This window comes from Microvirga sp. jy35, from assembly GCF_056148915.1.
The window spans coordinates 1-16,187 of the sequence record NZ_JBWBEW010000042.1 but is presented as its reverse complement, the minus strand read 5'-3'; the positions used below and the strand labels follow the sequence as shown (position 1 = coordinate 16,187).

Sequence of the window (16,187 nt, the reverse complement as noted above, 5' to 3'; positions counted from 1 at the left end):
ATCCACTTTTGGGTCCGATGCTCTAGAACGAATACCCAACCCGCGCGCCGACATTCGTCAAGCCTCTATTCTCGTCCGAGCAGGTTCCGCCATCGGACAGGTGCTCGATGGTGGCCATTACGCTCCAGTTGGCGGACAGGCGCACACCCACCGATCCGGACTCGCGGAACAGGGGCGAGCAGCCCATGGCCTGGCGATCCGAGAGGGGGTGCGAGGAATCCCTGCCGTTATGGATGGCGCCGCCCAGGCTGCCCTCGACGAAGATGTTCGGCGTGACGTCGATCGTCCAGGACAGGCCTGCATAGGCGAAGCTGGTGCCGTTGTCGAAGTTCAGGCTGCCGCCGATGTGCGGCCGGGGAATGAAATAACTGGTGAAAAGGTCCGATGCGGTGAAAGGCTTATCGAAAAGGATTTCGCCGGTCAGGTTGGCCGATCCGTCACGTCCTTCTCGGCCCCACGGATCCTGGGCGGACAATCCAAAGCGGAACTCCGACAGAATGCTCGGTTGAGACGACGTTGGGGAAGCGTTGACCTGTCGCTTAAAATCGGAGCCCAAGGCGCCTGACGATCCCATGAACAGGACCAGAAGGCTCAAGCCTATGGCCGGGCTGGTGCGCATTAAGAGGTCCATAACTCAATAAAAATTAAGGCCAACAGGCTACGCCCTTATGGCTAACGATCTCTTAATACAAACCGTGGCGAAAACGTGTCAAGACGGAGAAGCCCAGAGCTTTATCCGCAAAGGCGATGCCAGTTTTCCACGCTTGAGATGCGCCACCGGGAGACCGGTGCTGCATGGCAGTCACCCGCGGACTGCACCGAGGTTCAGGCGGCCCTCCACCAGATCACGCCCATGATGACGATGATGGCGACGAACTGCAGCAGCACGCGCAGCCGCATGAGATGCTGCGACCGATTGGCATTGCCGCCGCGCAGCATGTTGAATAGGCCGAGAAGCAGGACGAGGGCGACAGCGACAACCGCTATCGGCACAAGCAGATCGACAAAACCGGACATCGTGAATCCATGAGAAGGGCCGGGCGAACGTCGCCCGAACCCAGGGGAGTGGCAAGGGTCGTGTTTACCCTGTCATCAGTTTCTGCGCAGCAGCCTCTCGAAATACTCGAGTTCCTCCTGCGCGCGGGTCGGATCGCCCAGCTTGCGTCGCAATTCCTCCAGGATCTGCTGGGCGCGTTGGGCTGGTGACGCACCGGCACTCGGCACCTCGACACGGCCATCGGAATAGTCCCTGTTCCGCAAGGGACGTCCCAAGGGATCGTTGTCGCGCTGGCCGGCCTGCTGGTTGCCCTGCGGATTGCCCTGGCCGGGCTGGTCCCCCGCCTGCTCGTTCCCCTGGCCGTCCCCCTGCTGCATCTGCTGCATCTGCTGGGCCATGCCCTGCATGCCGCGCCGCAGGCTCTCCAGGGCGCGGCCCTGGGCGTCGACCGCCCGGCCGTCCTGGCCCTGGCCGAGGGCGCCCTCGGCGTCGCGCATGGCCTGCTCGGCCTCGCCGAGGCCCTGCTCGCCCTGCATGCCCATGCCCTGCATGCGCCGTTGCAGCTCTTCCAGCCTTTCTCTCAGGGCCTGCTGCCGCTGCTGCAGCCCCTGCTGGCCCTGACCGTTCTCGGCCTGCTCCTGACCCTCGCCCTGCTCGCCCTGCTGACCCTGCTGGCCTTGCTGGCGCTGCCCCTGCTGCCGCTGGCCCTGCTGGCGCTGGGAGTTGCGGTCGCCCTGCTGCATGCGCCGGTTCTGTCCGTCGCGGAACGTCTCGTCGCGCAGGTTCTGCTGCTCGCGCGCCATGTCCTCCATATCCTGCATGGCCTGGTTCATTTCGCGACCGAGAGGGTCGGTCATGCGGCTGTTGGGCTGGGCGGTCTGCAGGTTCTCGAGGATGTTGCGCAGCTGCTCGAGCAGGCGCTGGGCCTCGGCCACGTCGCCGCGGCGCATGGCCTCCTCCATCTGCTTCAGCATGCGGTTGAGATCGTCCTGCGAGATCATCCGGTCCGGTGCGCGCTGGTTCTGGTTCTGCGACTGCTGCTGGTTCTGCTGCATGCGCTGGGCGAATTCCCGCAGGAACTTGTCCATGGCCTGGCGCAGCTCCTCGGTCAGGCGGCGGATCTCCTCGTCCGCCGCGCCTCGGTCCATGGCCTCCTTCAGGCGCTCCTGGGCGGCGCGGAGCTGCTGCTCCGCATCGGAGAGGTTGCCGTCCTCGATCTGCAGCGCCATGGTCCAGAGCCATTCGGCCACGTCGAGCAGGTCCTGGTCGGTCCTGGCGGCCCGCAGGCGCTCCGTTCCCGTGCGCAGCCCCATGAACACGCCCCATTGCGGCGTGTACTGATCCGGGGCGATCAGCAGCGCATCGAGGGCCACCTGCACCCGCTTGCGGTCGTCGGGAGCGAGCACGAGGTTGCGCCGCTGCTCCACCAGGGCCTTGGCCAGCGGGTTGGTGAAGGGACGCTGCGGCAGGGTGAAGGTGATCTTGTCGCTCGCAGCCTCCTGGCCCGCCTCGTCCTTGGCCTTGAGCTGGATCGTCACCGGCGCGCCGGCCCAGGCATGGTTGGTGAGATCGACGGGAGACTTGGTATCCGGCGCGTTCTCCTCGTGGCTCGGGAGCGCCAGCGTCAGCTGGGGCGCGGGCACGAGGGAGCGGCCCCTGCTGTTGTCGGCCTTCTCCACCACGCCTTCCAGCGAGGCGATGCCGTAATCGTCCTTGCCCTTGTAGGAGAGGGTGAAGGTGCCGCGCGCATTCACCTCGGGCGGCGTGGTGAAGGCGATCTCGGGCAGCCGGTCGGGCATGGCCTCGATGGTGAGGGTCACGCTGTTGGCAAAGCCCGTGCTGACCGTCAGCTCGCTGCTTCCCTCGAGCTTGTAGCGCTCCTCGCGCATGTCGGTGCGCTGGCCGGCTTTGGGCGGAAGGGACATGAGGCCCTTGCCTGGCTTGACCTCGGCGCTGCCTTCGCCGGCAATGCGGATGACCACGGTCGAATGGACAGGCGCCTTCAGGCTATGCCCGCGGGCGAGGTCGATCATGAGAGGCGGGGTGCGTGTGTAGAGGGGCGGATCAATCCAGCCGTCTATGCGGAAGGAGGCGGCGGCCGTCTCGGCGTCGCGCCAGTCGAAGGCTGCGGCAAGGCGCGAGCCGATCTCTGGACCGGCCACGAACGCGCTCGTCACCAAGGCGAGCAGGCCCGCCGCCCGCAAGGCGTAGCGGTCGCGCCGCGGCATGTCCGGCCGCGGCAGGCCCACCCGCATCCGGCCCACGGCCTCTTCCGCGCGCTTGCGATGGAGGGCCCACAGGGCCCGGGTTCCCGGATCGGCCGAGCCGAGGGCGAGGGAATCGTCGAGGACCCTGGCCGGGCCGGTGGCGAGGCCGGTCTCCCGGTCGAGGCGGTCGAGGGCCCGCGTCCGGTTCGGCATCCTCAGGCGCAGGAGAGGCCAGAGGGACAGGAGGAAGGTGGCCGTGAAGAGGCTGAGCCCGATCGTCCGCCACAGGACGGGCATGTCGAGCCACAGGCCGAGCCAGGACAGGGTGAGGAACGCCAGGACGATGGCGAGCGGCAGCCATAGCCGGGGCCAGGCCTCTTCCCACCAGAGGGACCAGCGCGCATGAGCCACAAGACGCCCGAACCGCTGGTTCAGACGGCTCTGCCCAGGTGCCGGGCTCTGCCCAGGTGTCCGGCTTTGCCCTGGCGTCGGGTTCGAGCCTTCACTCATGCAAAAAGTCTCCCGCTGCACCGGATGTGCAGACGCCCCCCACAGAAAGCTAGCACGCACGACCCGGATGACCAGCGGTCAAATCGGCACGGAGCTTCAAGAAGAGGTGACCGGACGGCCTGCTCCGAACCGCCTGCAGGAGCCGCCGCCTGCGTGAAATGCCTAGGCCGGATGGGCCATTCGCAGCCTTGACCTTCATAATATAATATCAGTACAAGCGCATCATATTACGCAAAGACAACAAACGATACCTCGGGGCAGCTTCATGGCGACGATCATTCTCACGTCCAGTACCATTGCCGAGAACATAGAGAGTCGGGTTCGCATCGGCACCCTCAGCCTCCAGGACAGGCTGGACGAGGCCTTCGTCTTCTCGCTCGCCGATCATCCCTTTTTCGAGATCGTCCCAGCCGACGACAACGGCCAAGCTCGTTATGATCTCTTCAAGAAAGCGGGCGTGTTCGACTACGAAACCGATCCCCGGCAGTTCGAGCTGTCCATCATAGTCACGGACCGTACAGGCGAGCCCGTCGAGACCGACCCGGTAATCATCGCCGTCACCGACGTCAACGAGGCTCCCACGGATATCCTAGTGACGGCGGATACCATCCCCGACAATGCGGATCTCGGCGCGGTGGTCGCGGAGTTGCAGGCCGAGGATCCCGATGAAGGCCAAGCATTCACCTATGCCCTGGTGCAGGACAAGGCGGGGACGCCGCTTCCCGATCATGCGCTGTTTGAGATCAGCAGCAACCAGATCCTGGTGAAGGGGCAGCTGCCGGTCGGAAGTCACAGCCTCTGGATCAAGGTCACGGATTCAGGCAGTCCCGCCCTGTCTTTCGTGAAGCAGGTTACGCTCACCGTAACGGATGCGAACGAGCCTCCTGACGTCGACTTCGAGATGGCGGAGGTCGTCGAAGGGGCCGGACGCGGCACTATCGTTGGCACCCTGACGGCGAGCGATCCGGATGCGGGCGACACAGTCGCGTACAGCCTCGTCGAAATCGACGGCGGCATCGAACGGCCCAGCACGATGTTCACGATCGACGCAAACGGCAATGTCGTGGTGCTCGAGGGAGTAAAGCTTCTCAAGAATGGTGAAGTGGATCCCACGTTCACCGTCAAGGCATCCGATGGCACCAACACAATCTATAGAACGTTTGAGGTCGTGCTCGGTGAAAACCAGGAGCCCGACGTCACTTTCGACGGCGTCGAGGACCTGCCCAAGACGATAGCGGGCGGCACATTCATCGGAACGATCGCTGCAGATGATCCCGAGGACGACGCCGTCAGCTATACTCTCGTGGGAGACAGCAGGGATCTGCTCCGCATCGATGAGAGCGGAAGAGTTTACGTTCTGAACGGCGCCGAACTCAGCTATGGCAACCTGGGGCATCGCAGCTTCGCCGTCGAGTGGTTCGACGGATTCAACCGGCACACGGAGAGCTTCGATCTAACCTTCGTGAACGAAGCTCCGACCGTGACGCTGACGGCGCAAGCAATCCCGGAAGGCAATGCGGTCAGCCGCGTCGTCGCGAAACTCTCGGCGCAGGATCCCGAGGGCGACGCAGTCAAATGCGAACTCGTCGGCGACAATGCCTCCCTGTTCGAACTCGTGAAGACAAGCGCCGGCTATGACGTTGTCCTCCGGCCCGGTGTCGTGCTCGACTACGAGAATGAAGATCACCAATCCCTGACCATCGACGTGGAGGTCTCCGACGGCGCCAACGAAGACGTGCATACGATCGGGATCGAGCTCACCAATGTGGACGAAGCGCCCGTTCCGACTTTCTTCACGCGGAGTGTGAACGAGGGTGCCAAGGGCGGCACGATCGTCGGCCGGCTGAACGCGGTCGATCCGGAGGATGAGAATGTCGCCTATGAACTATCCTCCACCAGCGCGCAGTACTTCATGCTGGAGGACAACGAAGACGGCAGCTGCAGCGTGCTGGTCCGCTCCGGCGTCACCCTCGATTACGAAACCCTCGGCCATCGCTCCCTCGGCGTGATCGTTTCCGCAGGTGGGCACGAGGTCTCAAGGACCCTTGCACTCGATCTCGTCGATCAGGTCGACAGGCTGACCGGAACACAGCGCAAGGACACCCTGAGGGGCGCGTCGGGAAGCGACATCATCAAGGGCCTCGGCGGCGATGATCTCCTGATCGGCAATGGCGGGGCCGACACGCTCCATGGCGGCTTGGGCAAGGATGTCCTGACCGGCGGTGGCGGCCAGGATGTCTTCGTGTTCGACACCAAGCCGAGCAAGGCGACGAACCGGGACAGGGTGACGGACTTCGATGCGAATGAGGACTCGATCTGGCTCGAGAACAAGGTTTTCGCCAAGCTCGGCAAGGCCGGGTCGGCCGGCGAGCCGGCTGCGCTCAAGAAGGGCTATCTCACCAATGATCGTGCCAAGGATAAGAACGATTACCTGATCTACAACAAGAAGACCGGCGTCCTCTCCTATGACGCGGACGGTTCGGGCTTCAAGTCCATGGCCGTGGAGATCGCCCAGTTGAAGAAGGGCCTCGACCTGAACTTCAAGGACTTCTTCGTGATCTAGCACGCTCAGCCCAACGGCGGCTCCGGCGCAATCCACGCCGGGATCTTATCCATGAACAACCGGCGCCGCATTGATCTGGCTGAACACCTCAATGCGGCGCCGGTTGGGGACCAAGCCATCGCCAGCGGGAGGCCTTGATCCAGATCTCCTCATGAAGTCAGGCGCCCAGTCAGCTTGGGGTGCATTGCACGGTGGGCCGGGCTTCCTGCGCGAATGTTGCAGAAAATCACCCGAGTTCCAGCCAGAAAATATTCATTTGGAAGCCGAGGCAGTGGTCAGGGTCAATGCGGTGATCGCTGACAGGCCTCCGTCGCAGCCGACCTTGTCCAACAGCAGGATCGACGAACTGGCGAAAGATGGAGCGCCCGTCGGCACGCTCTCTGCGCAGGACAGCAATGGTCAATCCATCACATACTCGCTCGTCGGCGCGGGGTATGCACCTTTCGAGATCGTCGGCAACGAGCTTCGGGTGAAGAACGGCGTTGCCCTCGATCATGAGCAGACAAAGGCCTATACCTTCACCATCCGGGCTTCTGCAGGCGGGCTCTCCAACGATCGCGTCGTGACCATCCTTGTGAACGATGTGGGCGTCGAGAACACGAGCGGGAGCGCAGCCAATGATCAGATCGTCGGCGGTGCCGGCAAGGACACGCTCGGGGGCGGACTGGGTGACGACCGGCTCTGGGGCGGGCTGGGCAACGACGTGCTCTCGGGTGGCAAGGGCAAGGACGTCTTCGTGTTCGGCACGAAGACGAACAAGAGCACCAATGTCGACAGGATCAACGACTTCTCGGTGAAGGACGACACGATCTGGCTCGACAATGCGGTGTTCACCAAGATCGGCAAGGGCACGGAAGCCAAGCCCGGCAAGTTGGGCAAGGATCTGTTCTGGACCGGCAAGGCGGCGCACGATGCCTCAGATCGGATCATCTACGACAAGGCCACGGGCGCGCTGTACTACGATCAGGACGGCACCGGCCGGGCGGCGCAGGTGAAGATCGCCACCCTGAGGAAGAACCTCTTTCTTACCGAGAAAGACTTCTTCGTCATCTAAGCGAGGAGAGCCCCGATAAAAAATCCCGGCACTGCTTAGCCGGGATCTTTGTTGCGAGCGAGGATCGATCTTCTCAGCGCAGCCAGCCGGGAACCTGATCCAGGCCGATGAGGTCCTCATAGGTCGGGCGCGGCCGCACCACGGCGTGGTCATCGCCGCGCACGAGAACCTCGGGCACGAGAAGGCGCGTGTTGTAGGTGTTGGCCTGAACGGCCCCGTACGCACCGGCGGTCATGATGGCGATGAGGTCGCCGGCCTTCACGGCCGGCATGTCGCGGGAGAGCGCCAGATAATCGCCCGTCTCGCAGACGGGGCCGACCACGTCGGCGACCATGCGCGGGGTGTCGGGCGAGGCCTCCCTCACCGGCTTGATGTCGTGATGGGCCTCGTAGAGCGTCGGCCGGATGAGGTCGTTCATGGCTGCATCGACGATGACGAAAGGTTTGTCGGCGCCCTGCTTCACATAGATCACCCGGGCGACCAGCACGCCCGCATTGCCGGCGATCATGCGGCCCATCTCGAACACGAGCTTGAGGCCGAGATCCTTCGTGTGGCGCTTGATGATCGCCGCATAGGCCTGCGGATCGGGAGGCGGCTCGTTGTTCTCGCGGTAGGGCACGCCAAGGCCGCCGCCGAGATCGATGTGATGCAGCTTGTGCCCATCGGTCATCAGGTCGCGGGCGAGTTCGGACAGCAGCTCGGTGGCGTTGTCGAAGGGGCTCAGATCCGTGATCTGGCTGCCGATATGCATGTCGACGCCGGTCACGGTGATGCCCTTCAGGGCGGCGGCCCGCGCATAGACCTCCCGGGCACGGGCGATCGGAATGCCGAACTTGTTCTCCGACTTGCCGGTCGAGATCTTGGCGTGGGTCTTGGCGTCCACGTCCGGGTTGATGCGGATGGAGATCGGGGCGCGCAGGCCCTTCGATACGGCGACCTCGGAAAGCGCCTCGAGTTCGGGCTCCGATTCCACGTTGAAGCACAGGATGCCGCTGTCGAGCGCGAAGGCCATCTCGGGCTTCGTCTTGCCGACGCCGGAGAACACGATCCTCTCGCCCGGCGTGCCGGCGGCGAGCGCCCGGCGCAGCTCGCCCTCCGAGACGATGTCCATGCCGGCGCCCAGGCTCCTCAAGGTCCTGAGCACCGCCTGGTTGGAATTCGCCTTCATGGCGTAGCAGACGAGGGCGTCCGTGTCGGCGAAGGCCTCGGCGAAGACCCGGTAGTGCCGCTCGAGCGTTGCGCTGGAATAGCAGTAGAACGGAGTGCCGACCTCATCCGCGAGGCGGCGCAGATCGACGCCCTCCGCATGGAGGACGCCGGCACGATAGGCAAAGTGGTGCATCGAAAAAAGCCTAAAGCAGCGGATCGAGGATAAAGGGCTTGTCGGGAATCGTGTAGCCCTGGCGTGGCGTGGCGCGGGGCGTGCCCACCGGGGAGGGCAGGGTGGATTCGCCAGCCGTGGCCTGCTGGGTCCCGGCAGCCTGAGCCGAGGCGCTCGGCGGCGGCTCGAGCGCGCCGCGGCGGCCGCAGGCCGAAAGACTTAAGGCGACAAGGCCCGCGACCAGGAGCGGGCGGGCGAGAGACAGGCTGGGCGACATCGAGAGGCTCCGAAACGTGGCCGCACCATAACGGGAAGTCACCGGAGATGCGAGAGGCAAGGTGAGGACGACAACAGGCTCTGCCGCCACAGGATTGTGACCTGTCAAACCGGAGCCGTGCCCCATTTCGGGACTTGAGGCCGGAGCCGAAACGCGCCACATCACCGGCGATGTCGAACGCAGTGAAATTCAGAAAAGCTTGGCTCATGGGCCTTGCCGCCCTCGTCCTCGCCGGGGCCGGTGCGGCCTGGTACGGTCTGGCGCCCCGCGATCCCATGGCAGCGGGGGTCGCCGAATGCCGGGCCTCCCGGGAGACGACCGAGCGCCTGAAGCCGCTGGCCAAGGGCGAGGTGGCGGCTGTCGGGGTGAGCAGCGCCCCCAAGCCCCCTCCGGCGATCGCCTTCACGGGTCCCCAGGAGAAGCCCATGAGCCTTGCCGACTTCAAGGGCAAGACCATCCTGGTCAATCTCTGGGCGACCTGGTGCGTGCCGTGCCGGGAGGAGATGCCCGCGCTGGACAAGCTGCAGGCGGAGCTGGGCGGGCCGGATTTCCAGGTGGTCGCGATCAACGTGGACACCCGCAACCGGGAGAAGCCGAAGGCCTGGCTCCAGGAGAACGGTATCACGAATCTGGCCTACCACGCCGATCCCGAGGGCAAGATCCTGCAGGTCCTGCAGAAATCGGGCCATGTGGTCGGCCTGCCGACCACCTTCGTGGTCGACGCTTCCGGCTGCGAGATCGCGCTGCTGAAAGGTCCGGCCGAGTGGGCCTCGCCCGATGCGGTGGCTTTCATGAAGGCGGCCTTGAACCGTTCCTGAGCGGCGAAGTCCGTGATCAGGCGGCGTAGAGCTGCACCGGAGCCTCGAAGCCTTTCAGCTGGTAGTCCCGCCCTTCGCCTCTGATCAGGTCGCGTCCGGCTCGCTCCAAAACGGTCCGGGTGACCAGGATTTCGCCCGTACCGGCCGCAGCCTGGGCGCGGGCGGCCGTGTTCACCACGGGTCCGATGGCGGTCAGGTCGCGATGCGCCCGGCCGAACTCCCCGAAGCTGGCCGTGCCTGAGTCGATGCCGATCCCGACCCCGAGCTCGCCTCCCTCGAGGCCCCGGTTCTCAGCCAGGAGGGTCTTGCGGCGGGCCTGGCAGCGGCGCTGGATCTCGCGGGCCGCCCGTACGGCCTGCTCCGCGTGGTTCGGCTGCTGGATCGGGAAATTGAAGATGGCCATGACGGAATCGCCGATGGTCTTGTTGAGGAGGCCGTCATACTCCCAGATGGCCTCCGCGCACACGTCATAGAAGGCATCGAGCAGGGACGAGACCGCGTCGGACGGGAGCGTCTGCGACAGGGCCGTGTAGCCTCTGAGGTCGGCAAACAGGATGGAGACGTCGACCGGAATCTTGCGGGCCTTCATGATGCGCGTGAACATGAGCTCGCAGACCGTGCAGGTGTTCGGGTTCATCCGGCTCGGGCGGATGCCGAAGGCGCGAAAGGGCATGGATGCCAGGCCGTGAAGGGGCACGGGAATCCGCATCTGCTGCCAGCAGCCCTTGCAGATCCGGGATTGGGCGGGCGACATTCGCAGGTCCCCTTCCAGGCCGTATGGCCGTGCAGATCGGCAGGCAGCGGACCTGAACCGCAGATCACGCCGTCTCCGGCCCCCAATCCGGAGAGACTACACCCAGCCTGGCCAAGCACCAACAGAGCAGTCGGGGCTAGGTTGGAACGGCTCCGCCGTCGGGAACCCCGATGGCTCCGGAGAAGGCCGGCTTCGAGAGCCGCCAGGGCCGGTCCATGGCTCCCTTCGCCTCGCCGCGCTGGAGCCGGCGCGGTGCGCCGTCCGCCGTGATCTCCTCGATCACCAGGAAGCCCAAGGCCTGCAGCATCACGGCCGCCGCCTTGGTGGCCCGGTCGTCGGCCCGCAGCGAGAGAGAGCCGGAGGCGTAGACCCGCTCCATCAGGCTCTTGGGATGATGCACGACGGCCGCGCGCGGCTTGAAGGCGACGACGTTCGTCTCCGTTTCCAGCATGAAAAGCCCCCAATTCAAGCCGCTGCATTCTGTTTGTTGTCGGCGGCCGATCCAGTCAGAACCGCCATTGTGCCGGAAACTAAGCCGTTTAAGGAATGCGACATAAGACGCCCCCTGTTCCGGAGGGGCACCCGGGCGAGCGATGGAGAAGCAGGGGGCGGTTCACCTTCGTGCTTCCGAGACGAAAAAGGCGGGACCAACGGCCCCGCCTCAATCTGCTCAGAAAACCCGCCTGCGTCAGGCGCTCTGCTGAACCTGGATGCCCTTGTCGGCGAAGAGCTGCTGCAGCTCGCCGGCCTGGAACATCTCGCGGGTGATGTCGCAGCCGCCGACGAACTCGCCCTTCACGTAGAGCTGGGGAATGGTCGGCCAGTTGGAATAGTCCTTGATGCCCTGGCGCACGGTCTCGTCCTCGAGCACGTTGACGCCCTTGTAGGGCACGCCGAGGTAGTTGAGGATCTGGACCACCTGGCCGGAGAACCCGCACATGGGGAATTGCGGCGTGCCCTTCATGAAGAGCACGACGTCGTTGGACTTCACTTCGTTGTCGATGATCTGGTTGGCGTCAGCCATGGGATGCTCCTGTAAGCATAGCATTTTCCGCAAAAGTGGTCCCGGTTTTGCGAAGAAAATGCGCAAATGGATCTTGGGCGGTCAAGGCGCCGGGTTCATATCTCAATTGTCGGGTGCCAGCGTCGTCAATGCAAGGGCATGGAGGGTGCCGCCCATGTGGCCCTGCAGCGCTGCATAGACCATCTGGTGCTGCTGGACCCGCGACTTGCCCTTGAAGGCCGAAGACGTGACGGTGGCGGCGTAGTGGTCGCCGTCCCCCGCCAGATCCTTGATCTCCACGACCGCATCCGGCAGGGCGGCCCTGATCATGCTCTCGATTTCACGCGCATCCATTGGCATGGATCAAACTCCTCAAGACCTTCTGGTTACGATTTGCCGGTCATGTAGGTCGGCAGCCAGGCTTCGTGCGCCGCCTTCAATTGCTTCACGGATATGGCCTGTTGCCCCGGCAGAATCAACGCATCGCCTCCGGTCAGCCCCAGGGTCACGGCCGGGATGCCGATGGCGCCGGCCTCGTAGAGGATGTCGGCGGCCACGTCCTCGTCGACGGCGATGAGGTAGCGGGCCTGGTCCTCGCCGAACAGGAAGGCATGGAGGGGGAGGTTCTCCGGATAGGCCGTGATCTCGGCGCCCACATTGCCGGCCATGGCCATTTCGGCGAGCGCCAAAGCGATGCCGCCGTCCGAGCAGTCGTGGACCGTCGTCACCTGGCCGGAGCGGATGAGCTGGCGCACGAAGTCGCCGTTGCGCTTCTCCTGGGCGAGGTCCACCGGCGGCGGAGCGCCTTCCTCCCGGCCGCAGACGTCGCGCAGGTAGATCGACTGGCCGAGCCAGCCCTGGGTGGCGCCGATGAGGATGATCGCCTCGCCCTCGCGCCTGAAGGCGATGGAGGCGTTCACCGTCACGTCGTCGAGAAGGCCGACCCCGCCGATGGCGGGCGTCGGCAGGATGCCCTGGCCGTTGGTCTCGTTGTAGAGGGAGACGTTGCCGGACACCACGGGGAAGTCGAGCGCCCGGCAGGCCTCGCCGATGCCCTTCAGGCAGCCCACGAACTGGCCCATGGATTCGGGGCGCTCGGGGCTGGCGAAGTTGAGGTTGTCGGTGATCGCCAGCGGCAGGCCGCCCACGGCCGTGATGTTGCGCCAGGCCTCCGCCACCGCCTGCTTGCCGCCCTCGAACGGGTCGGCCTCGCAGTAGCGCGGCGTCACGTCGGTGGTGAGCGCCAGGCCCTTCGGCCCGTCCTCCACGCGCACGATGGCCGCGTCGCCGCCCGGCGTCTGGACCGTGTTGCCGAGGATCAGGTGGTCGTACTGCTCCCAGACCCAGCGCTTGGAGCACTGGTCCGGCGAGCCCACGAGCTTCAGGAGCGCTTCCGCTTCCGACATCGGCGCCTTGACGCTGTCTGGCGCGATCACCGGCTGCTTGGGACTTTCCACCCACGGGCGGTCGTAGAGCGGCGCCTCGTCGCCGAGCTCCTTGATCGGCAGATCCGCCTTGACCTCGCCCTGATGCTTGATGACGAAGCGGAGCGTATCGGTGGTCTTGCCGATCACCGCGAAGTCGAGGCCCCATTTGTGGAAGATGGCCTCGGCTTGCCTCTCCATGCCGGGCTTGAGCACCATGAGCATGCGCTCCTGGCTCTCGGACAGCATCATCTCGTAGGCCGTCATGCCCTCCTCGCGGCAGGGCACCTTGTCGAGGTCGAGCTCGATGCCGAGATTGCCCTTCGCGCCCATCTCGACCGCGGAGCTGGTCAGCCCCGCCGCGCCCATGTCCTGGATCGCGATGACGGCGCCCGACTTCATCAGTTCGAGGCAGGCCTCCAGCAGCAGCTTCTCGGCGAAGGGGTCGCCCACCTGCACGGTTGGGCGCTTCTCCTCGGACGCATCGTCGAACTCGGCCGACGCCATGGTGGCGCCGTGGATGCCGTCGCGGCCGGTCTTGGAGCCGAGATAGACGATCGGGTTCCCGATGCCGGTGGCCTTCGCGTACCAGATCTCGTCGGTGCGGGCGAGGCCCACCGCCATGGCGTTGACCAGGATGTTGCCGTTGTAGCGCTTGTCGAAGCCCACGGAGCCGCCGACGGTGGGCACGCCGAAGGAATTGCCGTAGCCGCCGATGCCCGCCACCACGCCCGAGACGAGGTGCGGGGTCTTCGGATGATCCGGCTCGCCGAAGCGCAGGAAGTTCAGCGCCGCGATCGGCCGCGCCCCCATGGTGAACACGTCGCGCAGGATGCCGCCTACCCCCGTCGCCGCACCCTGATAAGGCTCGATGAAGGACGGGTGGTTGTGGCTCTCCATCTTGAAGATGCAGGCGAGCCCATCGCCGATGTCGATCACGCCCGCATTCTCACCGGGACCCTGGATGACCCAAGGAGCCTTGGTGGGCAGGCCGCGCAGGTGGATGCGGGACGACTTGTACGAGCAATGCTCGTTCCACATGGCCGACACGATGCCGAGCTCGGTGATGGTCGGCTCGCGGCCGATCAGGTTCACGAAGCGCTCGTATTCATCGGGTTTCAGCCCGTGCTCCTTGACCAGCTCCGGGGTGATGGCGACGTCGTTGCGGATCATCGGGGTCTCGCTTTGTTACCCTCTCCCGTGCGGGAGAGGGAATGGACAATCAGGTGTCCTCATGTCTGGCCGGAAAAGCGCCGGCAGCCCTCCTCCCCCTTGTGGGGAGGAGTTGGAGGTGGGGGTGTGAGCGTCTCGCTGGTCCAGTTCAGCGCCAACACCCCCACCCCGGTCGCTGCGCGACCACCCCTCCCCACAAGGGGGAGGGGAAACACGCGCCATACTTCTTTATCGGTCAGACACCAAGGCTGCGGGGCACCTCGTCCCAGCTTTCGGTATCAGGCCGCTTTCGAGAAGCTCGACACGAGGCTCTCGAACAGGCCGCGCCCGTCGGTGCCGCCCACGAGGTCTTCGATCAGATTTTCCGGATGAGGCATCATGCCCAGCACGTTGAGCTTGTCGGAGTAGATGCCCGCAATCGCGTTCATGGAGCCGTTGCGGTTGGCGTCCGTCGTGATGTGCCCTTGAGCATCTGAATAGCGGAAGGCCACCAGGCCTTCGCCTTCGAGGCGCTTCAGGGTCTCCTCGTCCGCCGTGTAGTTGCCCTCGCCATGAGCCACGCAGACGTCGATGGCCTGCCCCTTGGCATAAGCCTTCGTGAAGGCGGTGTCGTTGCGCTCGACCCGCAGGAACTGGCGGTGGCAGATGAACTTGAGGTTCGCGTTGCGCATCAGGATGCCCGGCAGAAGCCCGGATTCGCAAAGAATCTGAAAGCCGTTGCAGATGCCGAGCACCAGGCCGCCGCGCGCCGCATGGGCGCGGACCGCATCCATCACCGTGGCACGGCCGGCGATGGCGCCGCAGCGCAGGTAGTCGCCGTAGGAGAAGCCGCCCGGAAGGACCACAAGGTCCGTGCCCTGCGGCAGCTCGGTCTCGGCATGCCAGACCTTCTCAGCTTGAGAGCCGGCGGATTTCAGCGCCCGCAGCACATCGCCTTCGCGATTGGAGCCGGGGAAGACGATGACGGCGGATTTCATGGAAGCCTCACGCGATCTCGACGCGGTAATTCTCGATGACGGTGTTCGCCAGCAGCTTTTCGCAGGCGGCCTTGAGCTGGGCTTCGGCCTGGGCCTTGTCGGCGGTGCCGAGCTCGATGTCGAAGACCTTGCCCTGGCGCACCCCGTCGATGCCCTCGACACCGAGGGACTTGAGGGCGCCTTCGATGGCCTTGCCTTGGGGGTCGAGAACGCCGTTCTTGAGGGTCACGGTGACACGCGCTTTCATGGGGGCCTCGGCTGTTTCAAGATGTGCCCCACGCCATAAAGGCAAAGACTTCAAGAAACAACGCCTTCGAAGCACGATCCGGTGAAGTGGAAGCCGGTCCACCGTAATATCGTGCGGCAGGCCTCAGGAGCCCAATTCGCGGGCGGCGACCTGCTTGGCCGTTTCACGCACGGCATCCTGAACTTCGCCGATCACCAGCACCACCGACAGGGCCTCGCCCTCGCGCCTGCCGAAGGCGGCGCCGTAGGCCGGACGCTTGCTGCCATCGGCCGGGGCGAGGTCGATGGCAAAGCCCGGATAGCGACCGTCCGTCAGGCGCTCGACCGTGATGTGCGTCCTGACCGGCTTGTTTCGACCTGCCGGCGAGCGCAGGGCGCGGGCCAAACGCTCGGGGTCCTGCAGGACGGCTTCCGTGATGTCCGCGTCCTTGCCGCTCAGACGAACAACACTCACGGCGAGGCCAGGCCCGCATTCGGGTGGGGCGCAGAAGGCCAGCGCAACAGGCTCCGACCGATCCTCGGCCAGCCATTTCCGCAAAGGCAGAGCGTCCCAGGACGCATCGACCGACAGGCCCGCCACCTGCCGGGGGATGTATCCGCAGCTGGCGACAGCCAGGGCGATGGTCAGGACCGGAAAGAAGGAACGCAACAGGCGGAAGGGCATGGCCTTATCTATGCGCGAAACGGGCGGAAAGGGGAATGGGGCGGAAGCCGCCACCTCTCCTCTCTTCTGAAATCGCACGAGTGACACCTGGTGTCATCCCCGGCGGCCGTGAGGCCGGGGGGCCTGTGCCGGCCATCCCGATGATGTAAGGCGCCGCGGTCTTCTCAATCGAGATCACCGGCACAAGGCCGGTGATGAC

At 65.0% G+C, this 16,187-nt stretch carries 17 protein-coding genes; 3 read left to right on the top strand and 14 right to left on the bottom strand.

Annotation, left to right across the window (positions count from 1 at the left end; genetic code table 11):
* Nucleotides 1-22 precede the first annotated feature (22 nt).
* The 3 genes from AC0QTX_RS22575 to AC0QTX_RS22565 all read right to left on the bottom strand — a co-directional run bounded on the left by AC0QTX_RS22575 (nt 23) and on the right by AC0QTX_RS22565 (nt 3,714).
* Complete coding sequence (locus tag AC0QTX_RS22575) at nt 23-619, bottom strand: acyloxyacyl hydrolase (protein ID WP_474606065.1); 597 nt, start codon at nt 617-619, stop codon at nt 23-25.
* A gap of 206 nt (nt 620-825) precedes the next feature.
* Nucleotides 826-1,017 carry a twin transmembrane helix small protein gene (locus AC0QTX_RS22570; protein ID WP_190847014.1) on the bottom strand — a complete coding sequence of 64 codons (192 nt, stop codon included), beginning with the start codon at nt 1,015-1,017 and terminating at the stop codon, nt 826-828.
* A gap of 75 nt (nt 1,018-1,092) precedes the next feature.
* Nucleotides 1,093-3,714 carry a TIGR02302 family protein gene (locus tag AC0QTX_RS22565; RefSeq protein ID WP_474606064.1) on the bottom strand — a complete coding sequence of 874 codons (2,622 nt, stop codon included), beginning with the start codon at nt 3,712-3,714 and terminating at the stop codon, nt 1,093-1,095.
* Nucleotides 3,715-3,979: 265 nt separating this feature from the next.
* On the opposite strand from AC0QTX_RS22565, the gene AC0QTX_RS22560 reads away from it, so the two are divergent.
* Together AC0QTX_RS22560 and AC0QTX_RS22555 are read left to right on the top strand one after the other, a co-directional pair.
* On the top strand, nt 3,980-6,277 hold the full coding sequence (locus AC0QTX_RS22560; protein WP_474606063.1) for a VCBS domain-containing protein: 2,298 nt from the start codon (nt 3,980-3,982) through the stop codon (nt 6,275-6,277).
* 256 nt (nt 6,278-6,533) lie between these two features.
* Nucleotides 6,534-7,331, top strand: a complete 798-nt coding sequence (locus tag AC0QTX_RS22555) for a cadherin domain-containing protein (RefSeq protein ID WP_474606062.1) — start codon at nt 6,534-6,536, stop codon at nt 7,329-7,331.
* A 73-nt stretch (nt 7,332-7,404) separates the two neighbouring features.
* Here AC0QTX_RS22555 and lysA read toward each other — a convergent pair whose 3' ends face one another.
* Nucleotides 7,405-8,673 carry a diaminopimelate decarboxylase gene (gene lysA / locus AC0QTX_RS22550; protein WP_474606061.1) on the bottom strand — a complete coding sequence of 423 codons (1,269 nt, stop codon included), beginning with the start codon at nt 8,671-8,673 and terminating at the stop codon, nt 7,405-7,407.
* 10 nt (nt 8,674-8,683) lie between these two features.
* On the bottom strand, nt 8,684-8,929 hold the full coding sequence (gene lptM / locus AC0QTX_RS22545) for an LPS translocon maturation chaperone LptM (protein WP_474606060.1): 246 nt from the start codon (nt 8,927-8,929) through the stop codon (nt 8,684-8,686).
* Between the two features lie 170 nt (nt 8,930-9,099).
* Between lptM and tlpA the strand changes: the two genes are divergently transcribed.
* Nucleotides 9,100-9,747: a thiol:disulfide interchange protein TlpA gene (tlpA, locus tag AC0QTX_RS22540; protein ID WP_474606059.1), complete on the top strand. Its 648-nt coding sequence runs from the start codon at nt 9,100-9,102 to the stop codon at nt 9,745-9,747.
* Nucleotides 9,748-9,763: 16 nt separating this feature from the next.
* On the opposite strand, the gene AC0QTX_RS22535 is transcribed toward tlpA, so the two are convergent.
* From AC0QTX_RS22535 to AC0QTX_RS22495, 9 genes are all read right to left on the bottom strand, one after another.
* Complete coding sequence (locus AC0QTX_RS22535) at nt 9,764-10,501, bottom strand: adenylate/guanylate cyclase domain-containing protein (RefSeq protein WP_474606058.1); 738 nt, start codon at nt 10,499-10,501, stop codon at nt 9,764-9,766.
* Between the two features lie 136 nt (nt 10,502-10,637).
* On the bottom strand, nt 10,638-10,952 hold the full coding sequence (locus AC0QTX_RS22530; RefSeq protein ID WP_474606057.1) for a hypothetical protein: 315 nt from the start codon (nt 10,950-10,952) through the stop codon (nt 10,638-10,640).
* Between the two features lie 237 nt (nt 10,953-11,189).
* The gene (gene grxD / locus AC0QTX_RS22525; protein WP_183452452.1) at nt 11,190-11,525 is read right to left on the bottom strand and encodes a Grx4 family monothiol glutaredoxin; all 336 of its coding nucleotides are present in this window, start codon (nt 11,523-11,525) and stop codon (nt 11,190-11,192) included.
* Between the two features lie 102 nt (nt 11,526-11,627).
* Nucleotides 11,628-11,864 (bottom strand): BolA family protein, encoded by a 237-nt coding sequence (locus AC0QTX_RS22520; protein WP_474606056.1) that lies wholly within the window; start codon nt 11,862-11,864, stop codon nt 11,628-11,630.
* Nucleotides 11,865-11,890: 26 nt separating this feature from the next.
* Complete coding sequence (purL, locus tag AC0QTX_RS22515; RefSeq protein ID WP_474606055.1) at nt 11,891-14,101, bottom strand: phosphoribosylformylglycinamidine synthase subunit PurL; 2,211 nt, start codon at nt 14,099-14,101, stop codon at nt 11,891-11,893.
* Between the two features lie 278 nt (nt 14,102-14,379).
* Complete coding sequence (purQ, locus tag AC0QTX_RS22510; RefSeq protein WP_474606054.1) at nt 14,380-15,078, bottom strand: phosphoribosylformylglycinamidine synthase subunit PurQ; 699 nt, start codon at nt 15,076-15,078, stop codon at nt 14,380-14,382.
* 7 nt (nt 15,079-15,085) lie between these two features.
* Complete coding sequence (gene purS, locus AC0QTX_RS22505; protein WP_190847026.1) at nt 15,086-15,325, bottom strand: phosphoribosylformylglycinamidine synthase subunit PurS; 240 nt, start codon at nt 15,323-15,325, stop codon at nt 15,086-15,088.
* A gap of 123 nt (nt 15,326-15,448) precedes the next feature.
* On the bottom strand, nt 15,449-15,988 hold the full coding sequence (locus tag AC0QTX_RS22500) for a hypothetical protein (RefSeq protein ID WP_474606053.1): 540 nt from the start codon (nt 15,986-15,988) through the stop codon (nt 15,449-15,451).
* A gap of 4 nt (nt 15,989-15,992) precedes the next feature.
* A partial coding sequence (locus AC0QTX_RS22495; RefSeq protein WP_474606052.1) for a hypothetical protein occupies nt 15,993-16,187 on the bottom strand: 195 nt, incomplete at its 5' end.

Bases quoted from the DNA above. Each gene is read 5' to 3' on its own strand.
- AC0QTX_RS22575 (WP_474606065.1), bottom strand. From the start codon at position 619: ATGCGCACCAGCCCGGCCATAGGCTTGAGCCTTCTGGTCCTGTTCATG.
- AC0QTX_RS22570 (WP_190847014.1), bottom strand. From the start codon at position 1,017: ATGTCCGGTTTTGTCGATCTGCTTGTGCCGATAGCGGTTGTCGCTGTC.
- AC0QTX_RS22565 (WP_474606064.1), bottom strand. From the start codon at position 3,714: ATGAGTGAAGGCTCGAACCCGACGCCAGGGCAAAGCCGGACACCTGGG.
- AC0QTX_RS22560 (WP_474606063.1), top strand. From the start codon at position 3,980: ATGGCGACGATCATTCTCACGTCCAGTACCATTGCCGAGAACATAGAG.
- lysA (WP_474606061.1), bottom strand. From the start codon at position 8,673: ATGCACCACTTTGCCTATCGTGCCGGCGTCCTCCATGCGGAGGGCGTC.
- lptM (WP_474606060.1), bottom strand. From the start codon at position 8,929: ATGTCGCCCAGCCTGTCTCTCGCCCGCCCGCTCCTGGTCGCGGGCCTT.
- tlpA (WP_474606059.1), top strand. From the start codon at position 9,100: ATGTCGAACGCAGTGAAATTCAGAAAAGCTTGGCTCATGGGCCTTGCC.
- AC0QTX_RS22535 (WP_474606058.1), bottom strand. From the start codon at position 10,501: ATGTCGCCCGCCCAATCCCGGATCTGCAAGGGCTGCTGGCAGCAGATG.
- AC0QTX_RS22530 (WP_474606057.1), bottom strand. From the start codon at position 10,952: ATGCTGGAAACGGAGACGAACGTCGTCGCCTTCAAGCCGCGCGCGGCC.
- grxD (WP_183452452.1), bottom strand. From the start codon at position 11,525: ATGGCTGACGCCAACCAGATCATCGACAACGAAGTGAAGTCCAACGAC.
- AC0QTX_RS22520 (WP_474606056.1), bottom strand. From the start codon at position 11,864: ATGCCAATGGATGCGCGTGAAATCGAGAGCATGATCAGGGCCGCCCTG.
- purL (WP_474606055.1), bottom strand. From the start codon at position 14,101: ATGATCCGCAACGACGTCGCCATCACCCCGGAGCTGGTCAAGGAGCAC.
- purQ (WP_474606054.1), bottom strand. From the start codon at position 15,078: ATGAAATCCGCCGTCATCGTCTTCCCCGGCTCCAATCGCGAAGGCGAT.
- purS (WP_190847026.1), bottom strand. From the start codon at position 15,325: ATGAAAGCGCGTGTCACCGTGACCCTCAAGAACGGCGTTCTCGACCCC.
- AC0QTX_RS22500 (WP_474606053.1), bottom strand. From the start codon at position 15,988: ATGCCCTTCCGCCTGTTGCGTTCCTTCTTTCCGGTCCTGACCATCGCC.